The sequence below is a fragment of the Streptomyces sp. NPDC001822 genome (genome assembly GCF_042892135.1).
In the GTDB taxonomy this organism is placed as follows: domain Bacteria; phylum Actinomycetota; class Actinomycetes; order Streptomycetales; family Streptomycetaceae; genus Streptomyces.
This window is the reverse complement of the sequence record NZ_JBIATW010000014.1, coordinates 38,834-62,512: the sequence shown is the minus strand read 5'-3', so window position 1 is coordinate 62,512 and position 23,679 is coordinate 38,834. Positions and strand designations below refer to the sequence as shown.

Genomic DNA, 23,679 nt, shown 5'->3' with positions numbered 1-23,679 from the left:
CGGGGTCAGCTGAAGATGATCATCGAACCCTGCGCGAGGCTGCGGGTGGCCGCGGCGTGCAGGCCCAGCCATACGTGCCGCTCCCGGGCGAACGGGCTGTCGTCGTACGGCGCCGGGGCGGCCGGCTCCTCCAGCTCGGTCGGGCCGGCGGGCGGCAGCGGGGCGGCCGGCGGGTTGGCCGGGTCGATGCCGAGGGCCGGGCCGACGAATTCCAGCTCCCTCAGCAGCCCGTGGGCCGAACCCAGCGGGCCACCGCCTTCCAGCAGCTGGTCGTTGGACAGCGGGTGCGGGAAGTCCAGCGGGACGTAGGCCCCGGCGTGGTCGTAGTGCCAGACCAGGTGCGACTCCTGCGCACTCTGCTCGAACATCTCCAGCAACTGCTCGTAGTCACCGCCCAGTTCGTCGACAGGCGTGACCGCGAGGCCGCTCAGCTGCAGCAGATAGGCCCGGCGCAGGAAGTGCAGGGCGTCGTAGTCGAAGCCGGCGACCGGGGCGACGTCCCCGGTGAGGCCGGGCATGTAGGCGTAGACCGGCACGGGCGGCAGGCCCGCCTCGTTCAGCGCCTTGTCGTAGACGGCGATCTCTTCGGCGAACGGGTTGTCGGGGCTGTGGCACAGCACATCGACGAGGGGGACCAGCCACAGGTCACAGGCCACGAAGTCTCGCTCTCCAACGGGTTCGTGCGATGGTCGGGACAGCGTAATGCGACCGGGACCTCACGCACAGGGTCCGGGGCGGCGGCACGGCCCGGACCGTCGCGTCCGCGCCACGGCCGGCCGCGGCGGCCCGGCCGCTCCGGCTGCGGGCCGCCATGGCCCCGGCGCGGGGGCCGCGGGTGACGTGCTCAGCCACGGTGGTCCGGGTGCGGGGGGTTGCCGGCGGCGAGCCGGTCGGCCCAGTTGCGTCCGTGGGCGTAGTAGGCGTCCAGCGCCGCGCGTACCGCGGGCCCGTCGGCGGCCGCGACGGCCTCCACCAGCTCCTGATGGCCGTTCCACAGCCAGTCGCACACATCGGCGTCCCCCCGGAGGTACGGGACGGCGAAGACCCACGCCTGCATCCTGAGGCGCTGCAGGAACTCGTTGATGTAGCTGTTGCCGATGACGACGCCGAGCTCCCGCCAGAACCGCAGGTCGTAGCCGATGAGGATGTCCAGGTCGCCGCTGCGCGCGGCCCGCGTGGCCTCCTCGGCCCGGCGGCGTACGGAGACGAGGGCGGGCCGGTGCACGGCGAGCACCGTGGCCGCCGGGCTCGCCCCGTCGAAGATCGCCCGGAACACCCCGTCTATCACCAGGGCGCGCGCCTCCACCATCGCCCGGTAGTCGGCGACGGTGAACTCGCGGACCCGGAAACCCCGGTGCTGGTCGGATTCGAGGAGCCCCTGCGCGGAGAGGTCGAAGAGCGCTTCGCGCACGGGGGTCGCGGACACCCCGTACTGCTCGGCGATCTGCTTGACGGTGAATTCCACCCTCGGCTGCATACGCCCCGCGAGGACCTCGTCACGCAGCGCGTCGGCGATCTGCTGGCGCAGAGTACTGCGGGTCACACCTCCACTCGCAGGCACGACGCCCCCTCCCGATCTCGGCTTGGGTCACCTTAAGCCAGGGCCCGTGTCCGCTTCCGGGCACGGGGGAGGGCGTCGTTCCGGTGTCCTCTACACGGTGTGCTCGTCGGCCACCGAGAGGGCGGCGTCCAGGAGGGACAGGCCCTCCTTCGCCTCGGCCTCGGTGATGTTGCAGGCGGGCACGACGTGGGTGCGGTTCATGTTGATGAAGGGCCAGAGGCCGCTCTTCCGGCAGGCCGCGCCGAAGGCCGCCATCGGGGCGTTCGCCTCGCCGGTGGCGTTGTACGGGACGAGGGGTTCGCGGGTCTCCCGGTCGCGGACCAGCTCCAGGGCCCAGAACGCGCCGAGCCCCCGCACCTCGCCGACCGACGGGTGGCGCTCGGCGAGCTCCCGCAGCCCCGGGCCCAGCACGTGCTCGCCCAGGTGCGCGGCGCTCTCGACGATCCGCTCCTCCTCCATGACCTTGATCGTGGCGACCGCTGCGGCGCAGGCCAGCGGGTGGCCGGAGTAGGTGAGTCCGCCGGGGTAGGGACGGGTCTCGAAGGTGGCGGCGATCTCGGCGTTGATGGCGACCCCGCCGAGGGGCACGTAACCGGAGTTGACCCCCTTCGCGAAGGTCATCAGGTCCGGCACGACGTCGTAGTGGTCGGCGGCGAACCACTTCCCGGTGCGTCCGAAGCCGGCCATCACCTCGTCCAGGACGAAGACGATCCCGTACCGGTCGCAGATCTCGCGGACGCCCGCGAGATAGCCGGGCGGCGGGGTCATGATGCCCGCCGTGCCGGGAATCGTCTCCAGGATCACCGCCGCGACGGTCCCCGGGCCCTCGAAGGCCAGGGTGTCCTCGAGGTGCTGGAGCGCGCGGGCGCACTCCTCGGCCTCGGTCTGCGCGTGGAACGGGGAGCGGTAGAGGAACGGCGCCCAGAAGCGGACGACGCCCGCCGAGCCGTTGTCGGAGGCCCAGCGGCGCGGGTCGCCGGTGAGGTTGATCGCGGTGGCGGTGGCGCCGTGGTAGGAGCGGTAGGCGGAGAGCACCTTCGGGCGCCCGGTGTGCACGCGGGCCATGCGGACGGCGTTCTCGACGGCCTCGGCCCCGCCGTTGGTGAAGAAGATCTTGTCCAGGTCACCGGGGGTGCGCTCGGCGATCAGCCGGGCGGCCTCGGAGCGCGCCTCGACGGCGAAGGCCGGTGCGAACGTGACGAGCTTGCCGGCCTGCTCCTGGATCGCGGCGACGACCTTGGGGTGCTGGTAACCGATGTTGGTGAAGACGAGACCGCTGGTGAAGTCGAGGTAGCGGTTGCCTTCGTAGTCCCAGAAGTGCGTCCCCTCGGCACCGGCGACGGCGAGCGGATCGATCAGTGCCTGGGCGGACCAGGAGTGGAACACGTGCGCGCGGTCGGCGGCCTTCACGGCCGCGCCCGCTGCGGGGTCGACGTACGGGGCGCGAGGGGCATCGGAGCTCATGTCGCGAGCGTATGCGCTCGCGGCCGCCGTCATCCATGGCCACTCTGTACGGCCTGGGCCGCACGGCTCGGCAGGGTGTCGGGTTCCCGGGCCCGGCCACTCACGACATTGACAGCTTACTGTCATCATGACAGCCTTCTGTCATATAGGTCTTCCGTTCAGCCACCGGAGGTCACCATGACCGGCACGACCGTCCACCTCGCCGTCTACGACACGTTCGCCGACTGGGAGCCGGGCTTCGCCACGGCCCACCTCACCCGGCACGGCCACACCGTGAGGACGGTCGGCCTCACCACCGGAACCGTCACGACCATGGGCGGACTGCGCGTCCAGCCCGACCTCGCGCTCGGCGAGCTGAGCCCCGGGGACAGCGGGCTGCTCCTCCTCACCGGCGCGTCGCTCTGGGACACCGGCGGGACGCTGGCCCCGTTCGCCCGGGCGGCACGCACCTTCCTGGACGCGGGCGTGCCCGTGGCCGCCATCTGCGGGGCGACCGCGGGACTCGCCCGCGAGGGCCTGCTGGACGACCGGTTCCACACCAGCGCCGTCTCCTTCTACCTCGCGGCCACCGGCTACGCGGGCGGCGCGCACTACGTGGAGGCCGACGCGGTGACGGATCCCGCCGACGCCGCACGCGGCGCCCTGATCACGGCCGGACCGACGGAACCGGTCGCCTTCGCCCGGGAGATCCTCGGCCTGCTCGGGGTGTACGGACCGGAGAAGCTCGACGCCTTCCACCGGCTCTTCCACGACTCGGACCCGAGTGCGTACGAGGTGCTCGAAGGATGAGCGGGAAGAGCGACGGGAATCCCGGCATCTTCAGCCGGACGGCGATCGGGGTGTTCCGGCTCAACGGCAGGTTCCTGGCCGTCGCGGAGGAACTGGCCGGACCGGCCGGACTCACCGCGGCCCGCTGGCAGGTGCTCGGCGCCGTCCTGGCGGAGCCCCTCCCCGTCTCGGGAGTCGCCCGGTCGATGGGCATCACCCGTCAGAGCGTGCAGCGGATCGCCGACCTGCTGGTGGACCACGGCCTCGCCGAGTACGTCGCGAACCCCGCGCACCGGCGTGCCAAGCTGCTCCGCCCGACGACCGCCGGACGGGCGGCGGTGAGCCGGATCGACCCCGGTCACGCCGAGTTCGCGGCGCGGCTGGCCGCGGAGCTCGGCGAGGAGGAGTTCGCACGGACGGCGGCGACGCTGGAACGCCTGTCCGAGGCGATGGACGCCCTGGCCTCCCGGCCCGTGGAGCCGCCGGAGCCCGCCGGGGGGTGACGACGGCGGCGGGGGTGCGCGCGCCGCTATTCTCGACCCCGGTCCGCCATGACCGCACGGGGGAGGAAGCGCACCATGGAGAAGCTGGGACCCGGCGACCCGCAACGCGTCGGCACCTACCGCCTGTTGGGCCGACTCGGCTCCGGCGGGATGGGCCAGGTGTTCCTGGCCCGCTCGGACCGGGGCCGTACCGTGGCGATCAAGCTGGTCCGCCCCGAACTCGCCGCCCAGCAGCAGTTCCGCGACCGTTTCCGCGCCGAGGTGCAGGCCGCGCGTCGCGTCGGCGGCGCCTGGACCGCGCCGGTCCTGGACGCCGGGCTCGACGCCGCCGTGCCGTGGCTCGCGACCGGTTACGTCGCCGGCCCCTCGCTGCACCGCGTCGTCTCGGGGCGTCCCGGTGCGGCGGTGTCCGACTCGGGGGCCTACGGGCCGCTGCCCGAACGCTCCGTCCGCGCCCTCGGCGCCGGACTCGCCGGGGCGCTCCGGGACATCCACGCCGCCGGGCTCATCCACCGCGACCTGAAGCCGTCCAACGTCCTGATGACGATCGACGGACCCCGCGTCATCGACTTCGGCATCGCCCGGGCCCTGGAGACAACGGCGGAGGGCGGTCTCACCCGCACGGGTTCGATGATCGGTTCCCCTGGATTCATGGCGCCCGAGCAGGTGCGGGGCGAACGGCTGACGACGGCGTGCGACGTGTTCTGCCTCGGCTCCGTGCTCGCGTACGCGGCGACCGGCAGGCTGCCCTTCGGCCCCTCGGACGAAGGGGCCGCGCACGCCCTGCTGTTCCGGATCGCGCAGGAGGACCCCGACCTCACCGGCGTGCCGGAGGGCCTGGTCGGCATCATCCGGGAATGCCTGGCCAAGGATCCCTCCGCCCGGCCCTCGACGGACGCGGTTCTGGAACGCATGGGCGCCACGGACACGGCGGAGCCCTGGCTTCCAGGTGCGCTGATCGCCCAACTGGGGCGGCACGCGGTGGGTTTGCTGGACTCCGAGGACCCGGAGGAGGACGAGGGCCCGGACAAGGGCGAAGTCCTGGAGGAGGACGAGGTCCGGGAGAAGAGCGAAGTCCCGGAGGAGGCTCAGGTTTCGCGGGAGGACGAGGTCCCGGCGCTGGACGAGGTCCCGCCCCCTGCCGGACCCCCGGCCGGACCCCCTGCGACAGCTCCGGGAGGCGCCGGACCGTCTCCGGAACCCTCCGGCCTCCCCGGACAGTTCCCTCCGGCACCCGGCCCACTCCCGCACACTCACCCGCGACCGCCGGGCGGCGCGCAGGGGCTCCCCACCCTGGTCGGCCCGCCGGGCCACCTGCCGGCCCGGCCGACGGGACCCTCCTACGGCTACCCCGGGCAGCCGTTCCAGGGCCACGGACACAACCCGCAGCATCCGCCGTACGCCGCGCCCCCGGCCCACCCCACCCCGGCCGCGCCGGCGCGCCGCCGCGGGGCTGGTCCCGTCCTGGCGCTCGGCGCGGTCGCGGTGCTCGTCGCCGCCGGCGTGGGATGGGGGGTCTACACCTTCATGCGGGGAGGCGACGGCGACACCTCGGCATCGCCCACGGGGACGGTGTCCTCGTCCGGTTCGGCGTCAGGTTCCGGCGGGGCCGCCTCGTCCGGTTCCTCCGCGGACGGCAAGGGTGCGGACGGCGGCGTCCCCTCCGGGTATCTCGGCACCTGGACCGGGACCATCGGCAGCGGCTCGGCCTCGTCCACCCGCCGGCTCGTCATCCGGCAGGGCGGGGCGGGCGACACCGTGCTGTCGCTCACCGCCGAGGGTCCGCTCGACGGCGGCGGCTCCTACCACTGCGTCTTCCAGGCGGAGTTGGAGAGCGAACCCGCACCGGACGCCCCTGTGCACATCGGACCGTCCGAGGTCACGTCCGGACAGCCGATGTCGTCCTGCACCCCGGGCCGTCCGACCGTCCTGACGCTGCTGCCCGACGGCTCGCTGCGCCGGGAGATCACGGACACCGGCGAGAGCCTGACGTACACGAAGGGGAGTTGAGGCGGCCCGCCGCCCGACCCGGACGCCAACACCCCCACCGGCACCGGGCTCAGGCCGCCAGGTCCGCTGCCCGGAACGCGAGCCACAGGTCGTACCGTGCGCTCGGGGTCTGGAGCAGTGATCTGTGCAGCAGGGCTTCGAGCCGGTTGAGACGCTTGCGCGCGCCCGGCACGGATATGCCCAGTTCGGTCGCGGACAGGCTCAGTTGGGCTTCGCAGCGCAGCCATGTCCGCAGGGTCTCCTCGCCCATGGGCCCGGCCTGTCCGAGCAGCCGCAGCTGTGCGGCGGCCCAGTCACGGACACCCGGGGCCCGCAGGACCGTGTCGAGGTCCTCCGGCGGCGCTTCGCCGTCCCCGGCCCCGGGGCGGTGCAGCGTGGGAGTGGCCCGGATGCGCAGGGCGAGGTCGACGGCGGCCTGGTCGGCGACCCGGTTCAGGTCCAGTCCGAGGACCTCACCGATCAGCTTCAGCCGCGCGGCCAGCGTGTTGCGGTGGATCTTCAGGTGATGGGTGGCGTGGGACGAGAACGCCAGCCACGACGCGACGGTCGCCGCCAGTTCCTGGCTCCCCGGATCCTGCGGGCGACGCGGCAGGTGCGTGAGCAGCGGCGCGAGCAGGGCGTCGGCCCAGCGTGCCCCGACGGCGCCGACGAGCAGCGCGGGTTCCTGCCCCGCACCGAAGCGGGCGTGCCGGCCAGGTGTTCCACGGGCGACGGCGAGGGCGTGGAACGCCTGCCGGTAGGCGGTCGCCGTGTCGGCGAGCCGCACCGTGTCGCTGACGCCGACGACGCAGTCGTCCACGAGCCCGGCCACCGCCAGGTCGAGCGTGCGGGTGCCCTCCGCTCCCCCGGGCCCGTCCTCCTCGGCGGCCGGCGTGATCAGGATCAGATGGCGGGCGTAGACCGGGCAGCGCACGATCCAGGTCCGGCCGCCGGACGCCTCGGCGCAGATCCGGGCCACCTCGTCCCGCTGTCCGCCCGAGCACTCCACGACGAGGACGCGCACTGGATCGGGGAGCTTCGGCAGCAGGGCGCCCGCCACCTGGCGGGCTATCGACAGCTGTCCCGTCATCAGGAGGTGGAGCACGGCCTCGCGCCCCCGGGACTCCGCGAGGTCCACCCGGCGCCGTTTGCGTTCGACGCTCTCCGACGCCCAGGACAGGGCCACGGGCATCACCGCGTCGGCCAGCAGCGTGGACAGACCGGGGAGGAGAGGTTTCGGTGCCAGCAGGGCCAGGACCGCTCCGTGGTCACCGGACGCTCCTGCCAGGGGCAGCAGCAGTGCGGCGCTGTCGTCGGTGTCGAGGGAGTACGAGCCCGCACGCCGGGCCGTCATCTCCCGCGCCGCCCGCGAGGCCAGCCCGGTCGCCTCGTGCCCGGACCACCGCGTGTTCCCGGCCACCGCCCGCAGGACCGTGCCGTCCGGGTCGAGGATCCCGGCCCAGCCCTCGGCCCGCAGGGCGAGTCCGCGCAACAGCTCGGCCGACCCGCCGGTGCGTGCCAGCCGGTACATCAGCAGTACGTCGTCGGCCCGTTCGAGCGCACCCACGTGTCCCCCGTTCGTAGTCCGAAACGTTCGTACCCCGAAACCGGAGTGCAGAGTACCGGGACGGCTGTGCGGTTTGATACCCGTTCCCGGCCACACGGTGCGATGTGAACCTCCCCGCCCCGGGCCCCGCGCGCCTAGAGTCCCGAGGGTGATCCGGGGCGCTCGGAGGACGTCGGGGGACGTCGGGGCGCGCCGGGCCGCCGGGGGTCGGAGGGCGTCGGGGGGCGTCCGGACGACACGGCGGCAGCGGCTCACGGGGGTGGTCGCTGTCGTCGGCCTGCGGCGACTGTCAGTGGTGCCGCCTAGCGTGGTTCTCGACCGTGGAGTACGCCGGACGAGAGGCCCCTGCCGTGGAATTCCGCATCGAGCGCGGAGCGTTGACCGATGCCGTGTCCCGGGCCGCCCGGGTGCTGCCCGCCCGGTCCCCCGTGCCCGTGCTGGGAGGCCTGCTCCTCGATGCCGCGGCGGGCGGACTCAGCGTCTCCGGGCTGGACTTCGAGGCCTCCACCCGTGTCGAGACGGTCGCGGACACGCTCCGGGCCGGCCAGGTGCTCGTCATGGGGCGACGGCTCCTCGACATCTGCAAGGTGCTTCCCGAGGGGCCGGTCGAGTGCGCGGTCGAGGGTTCGCGCTTCACGGTCGCCGGTGGTGGTTCCCGCTTCGGCCTGTCCGTCCTGCCGCGCGACGACTACCCCGCCCTCCCTCCGCTGCCCGAGGTGCGCGGCACGGTCGACGCCCGCGAGTTCGCCTCGGCGGTCGGCCATGTGGCGGTGGCCGCCGGCCGGGACGACACCCTGCCGGCACTGACCGGGGTCGGACTCGGGCTCGACGGATCCACGATGACGCTCGCGGCGACCGACCGGTACCGCTTCGCGGTGCGCACCCTGCCGTTCGGCGCGAAGGCGCCGGACGTCACGGCCGACGTCCTGGTGTCCGCGCGGCGGCTGACCGAGATCGCCCGGTCGCTCGGCGGCGCGGGCCGGGTCAGTGTGGCCGTCGACGCGGGCTCGGTCGGCTTCGAGTACGCCGGGACGCGGACCACGGTGCGCCTTCTGGACGGCCGGCTGCCGCGCCACGACAAGCTGTTCGCGCTGTCGGACCCCGTCGAGGCCGTGCTCGACCGCGACCGGCTGGTGGAGGCCGTCCGACGGGTCTCGGTGGTCGCGGACGGGGGCAGCCCCCTGCAGATGGCCTTCACCCCGGGACCGGACGGCTCGGTGCTGCTGCAGGCCGGCTTCGAGGACGACGTGGCGTCGCAGCGGCTGCCCGCGACGCTGGAGGGCGCCGTCGGAATGACGGTCGCCTTCAACCCCTCGTATCTGCTGGACGCGCTGTCGTCCTTCGACGACGCGACGGTCCGGATGCGGCTGATGGGTCCGGGCCAACGGGCCATGATCACAGGCGCGGCGGACACCGGGACCCCCACGCACCAGCACCTGCTCATGTCGGTCAAGCCCGCGATGCTCTGAGCCCGGCCCGGCGCCCTCCGTCGCGGTCGGCGCGCCCGCCCGGAAGCGCTCCCGGTGGGGACGGTCTCGCGTCGGGGTACGGACGGTTCCGCGTCGGGGTGGGGACGGTTCCACACCGGGCTACGGACGGTTCCGCGTCCGGGTCTCATGCGGGGAGCACCGCCGCCTCCCCGACGGCAGCCAGCAGCCAGATGGGGAACTCCGGATCGGCCTGGCCCACGGCGAGACCGAGCCACCGGGTGCCTCCGGGGACGCGCCAGACCTGCATGCTGCCCGCCAGGTTGCAGAGCTGTCCCATCGGCTCCGGAGCGGGTCCGGTGCCGTGGCCGTCCTCGCCGCGCGGGTCCTCGCCGCGCGGGTCCTCGTCCAGGAAGGGCCAGAGGTCGACCGTCTCCGGCTCCCCCCACCGATCGCTCAGGGCGGTGGCCAGGACGCTGAAGTCGGCCTCGATCTCCTGCTCCGCCGGTTCGACGAGTTCCGGAGACCCGTCGTCCCAGAAGTCCCGGCTCGCCCGCAGGATCAGCAGGTGATGGCCCGGGCCGCTGCTGCGCACGCCGCTGTCCTCGCTCTCCTCCCCCTCCGGGTACGGCAGGACGAGCAGGTCGTCGATCAGGGCGAGGTGGGGCCCGGTGCCGGTGGGCGGGGTGTCGGCGCTGTCCGTGTCCATGGTGCGTGATCCTGCCAACCGCCGTTCCCGGAAAGCGAATCGGGGGCGTGTCCGGCGACTTCCGGACACGCCCCCGGACCCCGGGACGGGGCAGGGCTCAGCAGCTCAGGTTCGAGCCGGGAGTCGTGCCGAGGATCTGGGCGAACGCCCTGTACTTGTCGACCCGGCTCTGCACCTGGGCGGGGTTGCCCCCGTTGCACTCGATGCTGCCGTTGATGGCCCAGATGGTCTGGCCGAATCCGGCGCCGTTGACCATGGCGTTGTGCGCCGTCATCGTGCCGGGGCCGGACTGCGTGTTCCAGTACCAGAGGCCGGTCTTCCAGGCGACCGCGGCGTTCTGCTCGACCTGCCAGGGGTTGCCGAGCAGGTCGATGCCGAGCGCGTCACCGGCGGCCTTGTAGTTGAAGTTCCAGCTCAGCTGGATCGGGCCGCGGCCGTAGTAGGCGGCCTGGCCCGCCGGGCATCCGTACGGCCGGCTGCCGTCGCAGTAGTGCGGGTAGTTGGCCGTGTTCTGCTCGACGATGTGCACCAGGCCACCGGTCTCGTGGCTCACGTTGGCGAGGAAGGCGGCCGCCTCCTGCTTCTTGACCGTGTCGCTGCCGGTCTTGGCGAAGCCGGGGTAGGCGCTCAGGGCCGCGGTGAGGCCGCTGTAGGTGTAGAACGAGTTCCGGCCCGGGAACATCTGGTTGAACTGCGCCTCGCTGACGACGAAGCCCGAGGGCTGGCCCGGGTCCGTACCGCCGCCGCAGCTGCCCTGGTCGGCCCAGACGTCCACCGTGCCGGGACGCTCGTTCTGGGTCCACCACTTCGCGGACCAGTTGCGGCCGTTGTAGGAGGCGGAGTCACCGCCCCAGTAGACCGATGAGGCGTTCCACGCCGGGGCGCAGGCAGCGGCCGCGGCCGTGGTGGCGGGAAGAATGACGAGCGTGGCGATGACCGCTCCCAGCGCGGCGATCAGGCTCATGACACGTTTGAACACGCGATCACTCCTTCGGCGCGGCGCTCGCCCGAGCGTGCGCCGCCATGGGGGGTTGGAGCCACTCAAGCGTCGATGGTCTGGACCTGTCAAGGTCTAGACCAGAACTCGTCCTTCCGGTTTGAAATCCCCAACTTCCTTTTTGTGCAGCCTTGTTGAACGCAGAGCGAACTTCACCCGAAGGCCCCGCGCACCCGGCCCCATCCCCTCTCCCCTGGTCGTACGGTGACGCGGACACGCGCACCGCACCGCGCCGCGCCGCGCCGCACTTCACGAGGGAGCGCGAGGAGCATGGAGTGGCTCAGCCCCGAGAACGTCGTCGCGGTGCTCACCGCCGCCCTCGGCGTCCTGACCTCAGCGGGAGTGCTCTGGTACGAACGCCGTGTCCCGCGCCGCAAGCGCATCGGCTACCGCGTGCAGATGGACACGCCCATCGGGAGCGGCATCAGCCACGGCCGGGCCAATCTGCGGGTCGGCCTCTTCGACGACACCCCGGGCATGGCGGACGCGACCCTCGTCCTGCTGCGCATCGAGAACGACGGCTCGCAGTCGATCGCGGACGACGACTACACCCGGCGCGGCGATCTGCCCGGCCTCACCGCCGAGTTCACCGGCCGCACCGTCCGGGGCATCGCGGTGACGCATTCGCCGGGCGCCGGCCATCTGATGGACCACTTCACCCCGGCCGACGCCGTCCAGTACAGCGGCTCCCTCATCCGGCTGCCCCGCGTCCCGCTCAACCGCAACGAGCACTTCAAGCTGCTGGTGCTCCTCACCGGGTCCGACGTGGGCGGACCGATCAGCGTCTCCGGCGGCATCCGGGACGGTGTGGTCGTCCGGAACACGGCCGCGCGTCCCGACGAGAAGCCCCCGCTGTTCGGCCGGGTGTCAAGGATCATCACCGTCGCACTCACCGTCTGCGTCGTCGTGCTCGCCGGCATCATCGTCGTACGGGACGGCACCCCGCCCCCGATGGGCTGCGCCAGGGGCACCCTCACCGTCACGGGCTCCACGGCCTTCCGCCCGGTCGTGGAGGAGCTGAGGAAGAAGTACGAGCAGGAGTGCGAGGGCTCCGCCATCGTCGTCGACACCCACGGCAGCAACGCCGGGCTGCGCGCGCTCGAAGCCGAGGGGTCGAAGCCCGGGGCGGCCGGCTCCCCCTCCCTCATCGCCCTGTCGGACGGCCCGAAGCCGCCCGGCTTCCGCGAGCTGCACGGCAGGCGGGTCGCGGTCTCGCTCTACTCCCTGGTCGTCAACGACACCGTCCCGGTGCGCGATCTGCCCCTCGACGAGATCAGACGGATCTACAGCGGCGGGATCCGCAACTGGAAGGAGATCGAGGGCGGGCCCGACCTGGAGATCCTGCTGGTCAGCCGGGACGCCAACTCGGGCACCAGGGAGGTGTTCCAGCGGCGCGTCCTCGGCGGCAGCGAGCTTGCCGCGTCGTCTCGCGACTGCGTCACCAAGGACTATCCGAAGGCTCCCGTGACCCGGTGCGAACTCGACGGCACGGACCGGGTCCTGTCCGAGGTCGCCGCGCTCGACGGCGCCATCGGCTACACCGAGATGCGCTCCGGCGAGGTACCGCGCGGGACGCACCAGGTGTCCATCGACGGCACCTCCCCGTCCGTCGGGACGATCGCCACCAGCAGCTATCCGTACCGGGAGATCGAGTACGCCTACACCTACGGGTCGCCTCCCGCGAACTCCCTCGCGGCCGGCTTCCTTGACTACCTCGACAACTACGGCGAGGAGGTCATGCGGGTCAACGGCCACCTGCCCTGCGCGACCCCGGAGGGCCTGCGGATCTGCGGGGAGGACCGGGCCCGCGGCAGGAAGCGAATCCGCCGTCCCGGTGCGCCATAGCCGCGCGCCCGTCGCGGCCGCGCACCGCTGCGTAACGGAGACGAGAGCGTCCTCGTCTACGCGAACAGCAAGGAGCGCGGCTCGGCCCGCAGATCGTGACGGCGGCCGAGCCCGCCGACAAGTGCGTGGACGCCGGGATCCGCACGGTGCAGAGGAAGGGCGCCGACGTCTGTCGCCCACCTGGATGGACTCCGACGAGGAGGACGACGCGCCGTCCACCTACCGGCACGCCGACTGACCCCGCATCCACCCGCGCGAGAGCTCGACGGGACACGCGGCGGCGGCCGGCACTGCCAAGGAGCCTCGGCTGGCCCACTAACCCTCAGGCACCGAGGTCGCCCATCCATACCCGCCGCCCCAACTCGTCCAGCTCCGCCTTGAGCCGACGGCACTCGGGCAAAGCCCGGCCCAGCAGCCGCCAGTACTCGGGGCCGTGGCCAGCCACCCGCACGTGGGCCAACTCGTGCGCGACCACGTAGTCCACGAGGTGGATCGGCAGCTGGAAGACCGCCCAGTGCAGGGAGATCAGCCCTTCGTCGCCGCCTCCCGCCCCGGCCCGGTAACTTCCCCACCGGTTCCCCAGATCCCGCACCCTTACGGCAGGCTCGGGCACATCCATCCGGGCCGCCCAGGGCTGGAGACGCCCTCGCATCCAGCGTTGCCCCGCACGGCTGTACCAGTCGGCAAGTGCCCTGCGGGCGGGCTCCGGATCAGCTGCGGCCGTGCGGTCCAGTCGGAGCCGCCCGGCGACCAGACGGACAGCGGGATCCCCGGTCCCGGCCGACGCGTCGTCGACGACGAGGAGCCGGTAATCCCGCCCCAGATAGCGATGGATCTCGCCGTCCTTGAGCGAGCGGGTGGGATGGAGCTGGCGGCGCTCCTCGCTGAGGCGCGTCTTGGCATCGATCCACCCTGCGCTGGAGCGTACGAAGTCCTCGGCCCGCCCCACCTCGCACCCCTTGGGCACATGGAGCGTGAGCGACCGGTCCCGCTCGACCGTCAGACCCAGCCGCCGCCGACGGACGCTGATCCGTACCCTCAGCTCCCGCCCGTCGACGACCAAGGCTCCGCCCTCGGTGAGCGTGCGCTCACTGGAGGGCGAGGCGGATGCGGACGGCAGGGGGGACATACGGACTATTCTCTCCGCACCTCGGCCCGGAATGCCTCCAGGTGCTGCGCGGCGTAGCCCGCGAGCGTGGATGCGATCCGGCTCACTTCGTCACGTACCGCGCCCTTCCCCCGGTACCCCGCCCCGCGGAGCCGTGTGTGAAGGCACCCCTCCAGGTGAGCCACATGAGCCGCCTGCCCGCCGAAGGACGCCAGGATCACCCGGCTGGTGATCTCGTCGTACACCTCGGCCACGACCCTGCGCAGTTCCTGCGGCTCCGGATTGTCGAGCAGTTCGCTCGCCTCCAGTTTCTCCCGGAGTAGCTCGTGGAGCTTCCGCTCCATAGGGGGCAGGTCGGCGACAGCCGGATCGGCCTGCTCGGCCTGACGTGCCCGCTCGACCAAAGGGCCGAGCTCCCGGAGGATGTCGTCCCAGCGGCCTGCGAACTCCGCCAGTACCCGCTCCAGCTCCGCCGACAGCTGCCGGTACACCGGCCGGTCCTCGACCGCCTGCCGCTCCTCCAGGTGGTAGCGCAGCCCTTGGATCTGTTCGGCCGCCGCTTCGCGCACCGGGAGCCTCCCGACCACCTCGTCGAAGTCCGGGGCGAGGATGGACACCGGCGCAACGGCTTCGTCCACCTCCTGCGCCTCCAGGTGGTCGGCGATCAGCGCCCGCACCTTGCGCCCGTAGCCGCGCATCGTGAAGCCGCCGCCGGTGTCGTCACGGTAGTGGCGGCGTACGCGCATCTGGAGCACGCTCCACGCTCTCGCGTCCGGGACGTAGTCCAGGGCGTCCTGGTGCGGCAGGACCCGGTTCACCGCTGCCAGGAACTCACCGAGCAGGCTGTCGAAGCTCGCCCGCAGCACGGGATCGGAGAGCGCGAGCACGGCCTCCGCGAGCGCCGCCCGCGACGCGAGACCAGCCGGGTCAATCCCCTCCGACTCCAGAAACGTACGGAACTCCCCGGCCGTCCGGTCAAGCTCCGGCAGCTCGTCGGCCATGTCACGCAGCGATTCCCTGGCACGCGGGTTGCCCCGGTAGGCGGCCAGGGTGATGGCGAGGTTGTTCAGCACGCCGTAGTAGTCGACGACGAGTCCCTCGGTCTTGCGCCGCGCGGGGCGGTTGACCCTCGCGATCGCCTGGAGAAGTTCGGCGTCGCGGATCGGCCGGTCCAGGTAGAGCGCCTGCTCGATGGGGGCGTCGAAGCCGGTGAGGAGCATGGACTTCACGATGAGAATGGCGATCGGCGGCGGGTCGGCCGCCTCGTTGCCCCAGACCAGATCGCTCCACGGGTTCATCCCGCCGATGGAGCCGGCGGGCACCGGGTTCGGCTCGACGGGCGGGGTGTACGCCCAGGGGTTGTCGGGAGGCAGCTGGGGGAAGGGCCGGAGGAACCGGTCGATGTGGTCGCGCTGCTTCTTCTCGTCGGTCCAGTCGGTCCACCTTCCGGACTTCTGCTCCGAACCGGCGGAGATCACGGGGACGAAGTCGATGCGCCGCAGGAGTTCCTGGAACTGCCATGCGCGAAGGAGGAGCGATTCCTCGCGAGTGTAGGACTCCGGTGCCCTCCCCCGCAGCGACTCCCGCCGCCCACTCGCGTCGAACTCTGCTACACGCAGCAGCAGTTCGGTTCGGGCCTCCTGGAACGCGTTGCGGTAGAGGACCGCGGCCTTGCGGCTGACCACCGCGACCTGGGCCTTGAACCCGCCCGTGAGCGGGCCGGTCACATAGTGCTCCAGCATGTCGGCGGCCTTGCGCCAGATCAGCGGCGGCGACTCGGCCACGGCCCGCTTGGACGGAGTGGCGTACTTCGCGCGCACCCTGGCCCGCTCGGCCTCTTCCAGCGGTTCGATCAGGTCCTCGAAGCATTCGTCCAGCTGCTCCCTGTCACGGACCTCGGCCTTGGTGACCCGGCCCGAGTAGCGCACCGGCACGACGACCTTGTCGCGTTCCGCCTCGGTCATGCGGTAGGTGTCGAGGAACTCCGGGTCCCCGCCCGGGGTGGTACTCGGCTCCAGGCCGAAAATGCGGCCTGTGTCGTCGCGTCTGCCCGCCATGAGCGGGGTACCGGTGAAACCGATGCGCGCCGCGTTGGGCAGAGCCTTGCGCAGGCAGGCGTGCAGGACGGAGGTGTGTGACCGGTGGGCCTCGTCCACCAGGACGAGGACCCGCTCCGAGTCACTGCACTCAGGGAAAATCCGGGCGGCCTTCTTCAGGGTCTCCTCGTCCGGTACGGGATCGGCGACCTCCTGTGCGCTGACACCCGCCGCGGTCTTCGCCCGGTCCGCCTCGAACTCCCCGTCGAGCGAGCGCTCCTCGCCGCCCGCCGTGTCGCCCGATCCACCCTTGCCCGAGACCAAGTCGCCGAGGAACTTCTGAATGGTCACGAAGACCACCGCCCGCCCGCCGGGCCGTCCGGCCCGGCCCAACAGCTTCTCCAGGTCCGTCCGGGACGTCGCCTCACGCACCTCGGACTCACTGAGCGCCACAGCCTTGCGCAACTGCCGCTGGAGGTCGATGCGGTCCGTGACGGCGACGATCGTGATGCCGTTCAGGGCGGGGTCCGAGCTCGCGTGGAGCCGCCGGGCGAGGAACTGCATCGTGAAGCTCTTACCCGCACCCTGGGTGTGCCAGACGACCCCACCGCGCCGGTCGAGATCCCCACCGGTGACGGCGATGCTACTCCGCGTACGCAGGCGCTCGACGATCTTCTCCGTGGCCCGGTACTGCTGGTGCCGGCAGACCACCTTCGCCGTTCGGGGCCCCACGACGGCACGCCCTCGCGTCTTCGCTCCTGCGCTCTTGTCGTCACCGAGCGGCTTCTCGAACACATAGTGCCGGACGATGTTGAGCAGGTTCCCGGGCCGCAGGACGATCGCAGTCAGTTGCTGCTGAAGCGTGGGCTCGCCCTTCGCACCGAGGAGTCCCCAGGCGCGCAGCTCCTGCTGAAGGTGGGCCGGCCTCTCGTAGTCGGAGCTGATGCTGCGCCACAAGGCGTAGTGCTCCTCGGAGGAGGAGTACGTACCGAGCGCGGCGTTCGTTCCGTCGGCGGCGACCAGCAGCTGTACCGGTGCGAACAGGTGCGGGACGCCTCGCAGCGCGCCCGCGCCACTGCGGGTGTCGTCGTCCAGCGGACGCCCGGTGTAGGCCCGCAGGTCACGGATGGCACTTCCCAGCGGGTCCCGGACGTCGGGCGACTTGCACTCGATCACGACGAGCGGGATGCCGTTGACGAAGAGCACGAGGTCCAGCACGGCCGGTTTACCGTCCGCGTCGCACACCCGCAGCTGGTCGACGACAACGTAGTCGTTCCGGGCGAGACGCTCCTCGCGGCTGCCCTCCAGCGCCTCGGACGACCAGTCGACGAACCGCGTCTTGACGTCCCGGTCGTCCGGGCCGGCCTGGAGGACTCCGGAGAGGAGGAGATCGGTCGCGTCGCGGTTGGCTTGTGGCAGGGACTGCGCGGATACGTGCCGGGCGGCAGCACGCAGCGAGCGTACGGCGGGGTCGGTGTGCGTGTCGTCGGTCATCCACGAGGAGTACCGGCGCACGGCAGCCCGCAGCCTGCGCTCCAGCAGCACTTCCCTGAAGTCGTCGCGCTCGCCCTCGTCCCTCAGCCGGGCGCCCTGGATGTGCTGCCACCCCATGGCCTTGAGGTGCGCCAGCAGCGGCCACTCCGCCTCGACCTGCTCGGTCGTCCCCTCGACCACTTCGGTAGCCATCCCCCGTGCCTCCCCGCGTACCGACCGACGTACTGGTGAACCCGTTCGAAGGTCCATTGTGCGCCAGGGGCGGAGTGGGCACGCGGGCCAGGTCCCGCAGCCCGGGCTGCGGGACCTGGTGCGGCACTCGGCTGTCGCCGGTCAGGCCGGGCGGCGTGTGGTGAGTACGCCCTTGCGGCAGTCCGGCAGCTCGGAGGCGGGGCTGATCAGAGCGGCGGTGGCGTCATCGAGGGCGTAACAGAGCTGGGCGTGCAGGGTCTCGGCCTCGGCGGGCGTCAGCCGCAGCGCGGCATCGGCCTCGAAGGACCCGTCCCGGCGCAGCCAGAGGTCGATCGCGAGCGACCCGTCCGCTTCCCGCCGCACGGGCTTGCTCGGCACCCGGCTGACGCGTACGTCCTGCGGGCCCCCCATCAGGCCGCCGCCTTGGTCGTCGCGAACACCAGGCTCCCGGTGCTGTACACCTGCCCGGCCCCGGCCGCGACCACCAGCCCGTCGAGCGCGAGCCGCATGGCGGTGCGGCGGAGGCGGCGTTCGGGGTCGGGGGAGTGGGGGCGGGAGGGGTGGCCGAGGCGGAGAAGCCTTTGCCCGTACGGGGGTTGAGGGCTGGTTACGGTGGGTGGCGCGTGCACGTGGGCGGGCGCGTTCACGGACCCGGGCGGGCTGGAGGGGCGCCGAACGTGCGCCAGGAAGGACAGGACCACGTGCACGAGTGTTGGTGGCAGGGCAGTACGGATACGGTGGAACACGTTGACGCTCCTCTGAGGCGTTGGCCATGCCCCGGGGTGGTCGCACACCGCCGGGGCACTTTGCGTCAGCCAACCGACTCTTCACGCCGAGTTAGCCGAACAACACCCAGAGTACGGGTCACCTGTTGGCTAAGACAACATGTTGCGCGTACGAAGTGGAGTGGCATATGCCCGAGCAGCCTCACTCACGCAAAGTCGTCGAACTCTCCAGCTTTGGCACCCGCCAGGAACGCCCGAAGCTTCGCCCGAGTGGTTCGGACGACCACCTCAGGATCGTCACTCTCACGCAGCAGGATTTCCCCGCCCTGCTCAGCCAGCTCGACGCAACTCCCCGTGTCCGCCGAGAAGGACGCCTTGCGCCACTGAAGTTCCACCGCTTCCCAACCTTCAGATCCCTTTCGCCACTTGCCGGATGAACCCAACTGAGGCTTCCGGCTCGATGGCGCGTTCACGCATACGGTCAAGAACCACACGGTAGTTCACAAGGTAGGTCTCCGCATGCAGGAAGGTCACACCTGTGGGTACATCAATCTGAACGGTGTCCAGCGCAGGAACGGGGCCACACGCGTACAGGGTCGAGCTACCTGCGTTCGCGAATCCGCCGGCGTCGAACGGCACGATACGTAGGGTGATGTTGGGTCGATCGGACTGCTCCAGCAGGCACTCAAGCTGCCTCCGCAGCACGTTGCGATCGCCGAACCGCATCCTCAACGCGGACTCGTGGATGAGGAACTCACACGGTGGCGGATCGGAACGGTCGAGCAGGGCGGCACGCCTGACGCGGAACTCGATGTGCCGGTCCAGGTCTGCGGGGTCCATGGCGGGAACCGCTTCCGCGAAGATGCCGCGCATGTAGTCGGGCTGCTGGAGCACCCCAGGGACGTGCATGATCTGGGCTGACCGCAGCTTCGAGGCGTGATGCTCCATCTCAGCGATATCCAGGAGGCTCGCAGGCAGAGAGTCTCGATACTCGTCCCACCAATTGGACCCGCGCTCCCGAGTCATCGCCTCCAGCGCATTCACGTATCGGCTATCCGGACAACGGTAGTTGGCCGCCCATACCCTCACCCGGTCGCCGCTGACGCCTGACCGCGCAGACTCGGTGTTGCTGACCGTTGTCCGATCGGTGCGGTGCAGGGTGGCGGCCTCGTTGATCGTCATCCCGATGTGTTCACGCATCCTACGCAACTCGGCACCGAGACGCCGCTGCCGCTCGGTCGACGGCTTCCTGACAGGCACTCGGCTCTCCCTTCCACCCTGGGGCGACCTGGGTGAACCTCGCTCACGCCAGATGACGAAAAACCCCGACTCCTACACGTCGGCCGGAGTTTTCCCGCAGATCAAGTCATCCACAATTCCACGCTTCAATGCTCGCAGCTTATCCAGCGCACACTTCTCATCACTGACTCTTCGCTTCCAGCCTTCAAGCAATTTGACAACGCGCCGCTGTTCATCAATAGCCACCAGCGGGAATTCAAGCGCGCCAAATCGCTCCCCACCGAGATGCGCAATACTGGTGGTCCGCTTGGCGATCTGCGCAAATTTCCCCACGGCCAACCAGTTCTCAAAAACTGCTTGCGCATACTGCGGGAGAATACCATCATTCGCACGAAACTGAATGAGTGTGTTCTGAAAACAGAACTCGCCCGAAGCTCGACCATAGATCGCACTGCGCCCCACAAGCTCCAGACTTTGACCCTCATTCAAGAGAATATCTCCGGGCTCCAGACTGTAGACTCGCCGCTCCCCGTCCGTAAATCCCATAGTTTTTACGTCCGAATAATCAATCCGGCCATCCAGAACGTTAGCAACCCGAAGATACGGGTACTGACCTGGCGCGCTTCGTGCAGCTGGAGACAACTGCTTGCCCATACGTACGGATCCCGCCTCTCTGACCGGAATCCAACGATCCCGAGGAGACTCCCCACTCCCCAAGAATTTAGGAATAACCGAGGATGCAACTTCACCAAACATGATACGCAACTTGGCAATTGCAGACTCAACGGCAGCCTCCGCCTCGCTGACTGATTCCAGAACTCTAATAACTTCCCTTTGAGCATTTACATCCGGACAGGGGATGGGCATTGATTTAAGCTGCGAGGAGTTAATCGTCGCCAGGTTCGTTGTCTGTTTAGCCACACCGAGAAAATATTGCTTACCGTGACTAGAAGAAACGTATGCAGAGAGGTATTCGGGCAGCATCACATCACGATTGCTCCGGACTCGAAACAAATGATTCTGATGCAAACAAAGGGGAATGCGACTATCCCATACAGCTCCTCGACCAAGCTTGTCGAGGTCGCCGCCTTCAGTGAGAAGTAGGTCCCCTTCCCTTACACGGTACCGTTCAATCTCACTCGGAAGTACCTGTACGGTCTTCATTTCGGCCGTATCAATGTATCCATCTTGCACGTTAGCCACACGGAGATAGGGCACCTCAACGCCTTCCCGCTCCGAAACGGACCGACCCAGCGCCAATCCACCCGAAATTTGGGCGATATCATCCAGACGGCGATAAACGACCGCACCCTCAGCCGACATAGCCCAGCTCCTCAAGGAACTTGTCCAGCTGCCTCGCCGCCGCCTCGCGCCTGGCCTCGATATCTCGCAGCGATACCAGGTACTTTCGATCCCAGCCCATGTACACGGCGATCAACTCCCGCCTCCGACGGGCCACGTGGCCTTCCAGCTTCGACGCCAAGTCATCCCGGAGAATTCCGAACACGATCTCCCGCGCAACCGCCTCATTCAACGCGTCCCGCAGCTTGTGCAGTCCGGGCGTGGGCCGCTCCGCGTCGGCATCTGCATCAGTGACCGCCACGTCCAGCGCCGTCTGACCGGCGGACGTGGCAGCCGCAGACTCCACCGCCTCGGCCTCCTTCTTCGCCGCAGCGGTCGCCGCCTTCGCCGCGCCCCCCATCCCGTCCAGCGGGTAGAACGCCTCCTCCAGCGCCTTCACCGCCTTGCCCGCCGCCGTCCGCTTCTTCTTCAGCGCCTTTAGGTCCGCCTCGCTGAGCAGCGCTTCCGCGACCGCCGGGTCAAGGGCCTCGGGAGCCTCGCCGTCCTCCCCCGCGACCCCCGCCGCAGCGGCAGCCCGCGCGGCCTCCGCCTCCTCGGCCGCCTTCACCTTCGCGTCCAGGTCCGCCTTGGCCTTGTCCGACTCGGCCAGTTCGCGCAGGAAATCCGGGGCGATCAGGGCGACGACCTTGTGGCCGTACGCCTGCCGCCGCTCCGCGCCCGAGCGCTTGCGCGCGCCGCCCGTCCACGGGTTCGGTTCCGGCTCAAGGTGCGTCTCGACCGTGTCGACCCATCCCTCGACAACCCCCCTGAAGCCGTTGCCGGCCAGGGCCTTCAGCTCGTTCCTGGCGTCCTGCCACCATCCGGCGACCGCTCCCGCGAGCGCATACCGGTCCAACAGGCCTACGCTGAGGAGCAGTTCTCGGAACGACGTGATCAGATCGGCGCGCAGTCGCGCGAGCTGGGAGCGCTTCTCGAACTCCGTGCGGTCGTCGCCCTCGTAGGGGGCCAGCGACGCGATCTGCTCTGTTTCCGCAGCCCACCACTTGTCGAACGCGTCCCACAACTCCCGCTCTCGCCCCTCGGCCAGCACGCTCAGCCGCTCGGCGTCCGGCCGCTTGTCCTCGGGCAGGAAGTCGACGTACGCGGGGTCCGACGGCCGCTCCGCGAACAGGTCGCTGATCCCGACCCGGTACGCCTCCAGCAGCTTCGCCTTCTCCTCGGCCTCGATCTCGGACCTCGGCACCCCGCCCGTCAGGTGCGCCCGCACGTCCTGCGGCTCCGGCGGCGGGGTGTTGTCGACGTAGCGGCGGATGTTGAGGTTGTAGCCGTTCTTTTCCAGCTCCTCCCGCTCCACCCAACGGGCGAACCGCGGAACGCCCTGGCCATCGCCCACCTTCTCCCGGAACGTGGAGACGATCTTCTCCACGTGCTCCGGCAGCAGCACGTTCTGTGCTCGCTCCGAGTGGTACTCACGATCGGCGTTGATGAAGAGGACCCGGCCCTGTCGGTCTTTCTTCTTCTGGCCCCTTGCGCGCAGCACCAAGACGCAGGCGGGGATGCCGGTGCCGTAGAAGATGTTCGACGGCAGGCCGATCACGGCCTCCAACAGGTCGTCCTCGATCAGCTGCGCCCGGATGTCGCCCTCCGCACCACTGCGGAACAGCACGCCGTGCGGCATCACGGTGAAGACGGAGCCGCCCCGCCCTTCCACCATGTACAGCATGTGCTGGAGGAACATCAGGTCGGCCTTGCCCTTTTCCGAGGTCTGGCCGTACTTCATCCGGCCCTCGATGTCGGGCAGGTCATCGGCGCTGTAGTCCATGGAGAAGGGCGGGTTGCTGAGCACCACGTCGTACGACTTGTCGGCGTGCAGCGGGTTGGCGAGAGTGTCGCCGGTCTTCAGGTCGAAGTCCTTGGCGCCGTGGAACAACATGTTCATCGTGGCCATGACCCAGGAACCGTTGTTGGCGTCCTGCCCGGCCAGCGACAGGTTCTCGGGGTCGCCGCCGTGTTCCTCGATGTACTCCTTGGCGTGGATGAGCATTCCGCCGGATCCAACGCAGGGGTCGTACACATGATGCCCGGCCTCCGGTTCGGCCAGCTCGACCATCATCCGTACCACAGCGCGCGGGGTGTAGAACTCGCCGCCTTTGGAACCCGCAGAGTCCGCGAAGTCCTTCAGCAGGTACTCGTACGCGGCGCCGATGACGTCCGGGAACTCAAGCTCCTCACCGCGCAGCCGCAGGCTCCCAAAGTGGCCGATGAGCGCGGAGAGCCGCTTGTCCGCGAGCTTGGCCGCCGATGTGCCGGTGCCGCCGCCCCCTCCAATCCGGTTGAAGTTGACCTGCCCGAAGAGGCCCTGAAGCTTTTCGTTGCCCTTGTGCCCTTCCAGCGCGTCTAGCGCGGGCTGGAGATAGCTCGTGGCTACGTCGTCCACCGCTCCGGACAGCCGACCCCAGCGGGCCTCCTCCGGGACGTAGATGATCCGTTCGCTCGTGTAGTGGTAGGGCTCGTCCGCCTCGTCCTCGGCGTCTTCCCGGCTCGCTCCCTGCGCCATTTCCTTCGCGATGACCCGCTCCCGGGCCGCGTCGAACTCGTCGTTCGCCCGCTTCAGGAACAGCAGCACCAGGAGGAAGTCCCGGTACTCGGCGGCGTCCATGGTGCCGCGCAGAATGTCTGCGGCGGCGAAGAGATGACGCTCCAGTTGATCGAGCGTGAGCTTGGCCACGGACGGTCTCCAAAGGGGGTGTGAT

At 70.2% G+C, this 23,679-nt stretch carries 19 protein-coding genes; 5 read left to right on the top strand and 14 right to left on the bottom strand.

What is annotated here, in order from left to right; all coding sequences use genetic code 11:
* Window positions 1-5 precede the first annotated feature (5 nt).
* From ACFYY2_RS27350 to ACFYY2_RS27340, 3 genes are all read right to left on the bottom strand, one after another.
* Window positions 6-656: a hypothetical protein gene (locus tag ACFYY2_RS27350; protein ID WP_388747766.1), complete on the bottom strand. Its 651-nt coding sequence runs from the start codon at window positions 654-656 to the stop codon at window positions 6-8.
* Window positions 657-844: 188 nt separating this feature from the next.
* Window positions 845-1,561, bottom strand: coding sequence for a GntR family transcriptional regulator (locus ACFYY2_RS27345; RefSeq protein ID WP_388747763.1), 717 nt, complete (start codon window positions 1,559-1,561; stop codon window positions 845-847).
* A 90-nt stretch (window positions 1,562-1,651) separates the two neighbouring features.
* A complete protein-coding gene (locus ACFYY2_RS27340; RefSeq protein WP_388747760.1) occupies window positions 1,652-3,025 on the bottom strand; it encodes an aspartate aminotransferase family protein in 1,374 nt (457 codons plus the stop codon).
* Window positions 3,026-3,202: 177 nt separating this feature from the next.
* On the opposite strand from ACFYY2_RS27340, the gene ACFYY2_RS27335 reads away from it, so the two are divergent.
* From ACFYY2_RS27335 to ACFYY2_RS27325, 3 genes are all read left to right on the top strand, one after another.
* Window positions 3,203-3,814: a DJ-1/PfpI family protein gene (locus ACFYY2_RS27335; RefSeq protein ID WP_388747757.1), complete on the top strand. Its 612-nt coding sequence runs from the start codon at window positions 3,203-3,205 to the stop codon at window positions 3,812-3,814.
* A complete protein-coding gene (locus ACFYY2_RS27330; RefSeq protein ID WP_388747754.1) occupies window positions 3,811-4,296 on the top strand; it encodes a MarR family winged helix-turn-helix transcriptional regulator in 486 nt (161 codons plus the stop codon). Before ACFYY2_RS27335 ends, ACFYY2_RS27330 begins: the two co-directional genes overlap by 4 nt.
* 75 nt (window positions 4,297-4,371) lie before the next feature.
* Window positions 4,372-6,306, top strand: a complete 1,935-nt coding sequence (locus ACFYY2_RS27325) for a serine/threonine-protein kinase (protein WP_388747751.1) — start codon at window positions 4,372-4,374, stop codon at window positions 6,304-6,306.
* A 49-nt stretch (window positions 6,307-6,355) separates the two neighbouring features.
* Here ACFYY2_RS27325 and ACFYY2_RS27320 read toward each other — a convergent pair whose 3' ends face one another.
* The gene (locus ACFYY2_RS27320; RefSeq protein WP_388748051.1) at window positions 6,356-7,816 is read right to left on the bottom strand and encodes a helix-turn-helix domain-containing protein; all 1,461 of its coding nucleotides are present in this window, start codon (window positions 7,814-7,816) and stop codon (window positions 6,356-6,358) included.
* A gap of 386 nt (window positions 7,817-8,202) precedes the next feature.
* Between ACFYY2_RS27320 and dnaN the strand changes: the two genes are divergently transcribed.
* Window positions 8,203-9,321: a DNA polymerase III subunit beta gene (dnaN, locus tag ACFYY2_RS27315; protein WP_388747748.1), complete on the top strand. Its 1,119-nt coding sequence runs from the start codon at window positions 8,203-8,205 to the stop codon at window positions 9,319-9,321.
* Window positions 9,322-9,466: 145 nt separating this feature from the next.
* Here dnaN and ACFYY2_RS27310 read toward each other — a convergent pair whose 3' ends face one another.
* Window positions 9,467-9,988 (bottom strand): hypothetical protein, encoded by a 522-nt coding sequence (locus ACFYY2_RS27310; RefSeq protein WP_388747745.1) that lies wholly within the window; start codon window positions 9,986-9,988, stop codon window positions 9,467-9,469.
* 97 nt (window positions 9,989-10,085) lie between these two features.
* Window positions 10,086-10,967: a glycoside hydrolase family 19 protein gene (locus ACFYY2_RS27305; protein ID WP_388747742.1), complete on the bottom strand. Its 882-nt coding sequence runs from the start codon at window positions 10,965-10,967 to the stop codon at window positions 10,086-10,088.
* A 288-nt stretch (window positions 10,968-11,255) separates the two neighbouring features.
* On the opposite strand from ACFYY2_RS27305, the gene ACFYY2_RS27300 reads away from it, so the two are divergent.
* The gene (locus tag ACFYY2_RS27300) at window positions 11,256-12,830 is read left to right on the top strand and encodes a substrate-binding domain-containing protein (protein WP_388747739.1); all 1,575 of its coding nucleotides are present in this window, start codon (window positions 11,256-11,258) and stop codon (window positions 12,828-12,830) included.
* A 322-nt stretch (window positions 12,831-13,152) separates the two neighbouring features.
* On the opposite strand, the gene ACFYY2_RS27295 is transcribed toward ACFYY2_RS27300, so the two are convergent.
* The 8 genes from ACFYY2_RS27295 to ACFYY2_RS27260 form a co-directional block, all read right to left on the bottom strand.
* On the bottom strand, window positions 13,153-13,959 hold the full coding sequence (locus ACFYY2_RS27295) for a M48 family metallopeptidase (protein ID WP_388747736.1): 807 nt from the start codon (window positions 13,957-13,959) through the stop codon (window positions 13,153-13,155).
* A gap of 5 nt (window positions 13,960-13,964) precedes the next feature.
* On the bottom strand, window positions 13,965-17,660 hold the full coding sequence (locus tag ACFYY2_RS27290; protein WP_388747733.1) for a type I restriction endonuclease subunit R: 3,696 nt from the start codon (window positions 17,658-17,660) through the stop codon (window positions 13,965-13,967).
* A gap of 141 nt (window positions 17,661-17,801) precedes the next feature.
* On the bottom strand, window positions 17,802-18,071 hold the full coding sequence (locus tag ACFYY2_RS27285; RefSeq protein WP_388747730.1) for a hypothetical protein: 270 nt from the start codon (window positions 18,069-18,071) through the stop codon (window positions 17,802-17,804).
* A complete protein-coding gene (locus tag ACFYY2_RS27280) occupies window positions 18,071-18,406 on the bottom strand; it encodes a hypothetical protein (protein WP_388747727.1) in 336 nt (111 codons plus the stop codon). Before ACFYY2_RS27280 ends, ACFYY2_RS27285 begins: the two co-directional genes overlap by 1 nt.
* A gap of 185 nt (window positions 18,407-18,591) precedes the next feature.
* On the bottom strand, window positions 18,592-18,780 hold the full coding sequence (locus ACFYY2_RS27275) for a DUF397 domain-containing protein (protein WP_218785901.1): 189 nt from the start codon (window positions 18,778-18,780) through the stop codon (window positions 18,592-18,594).
* A 13-nt stretch (window positions 18,781-18,793) separates the two neighbouring features.
* Window positions 18,794-19,645, bottom strand: coding sequence for a Scr1 family TA system antitoxin-like transcriptional regulator (locus ACFYY2_RS27270; protein WP_388747723.1), 852 nt, complete (start codon window positions 19,643-19,645; stop codon window positions 18,794-18,796).
* A 72-nt stretch (window positions 19,646-19,717) separates the two neighbouring features.
* Window positions 19,718-20,947, bottom strand: a complete 1,230-nt coding sequence (locus tag ACFYY2_RS27265) for a restriction endonuclease subunit S (RefSeq protein ID WP_388747720.1) — start codon at window positions 20,945-20,947, stop codon at window positions 19,718-19,720.
* Window positions 20,937-23,654, bottom strand: a complete 2,718-nt coding sequence (locus ACFYY2_RS27260) for an N-6 DNA methylase (RefSeq protein ID WP_388747717.1) — start codon at window positions 23,652-23,654, stop codon at window positions 20,937-20,939. The genes ACFYY2_RS27265 and ACFYY2_RS27260 overlap by 11 nt, the downstream gene beginning before the upstream one ends.
* Window positions 23,655-23,679: the final 25 nt, after the last annotated feature.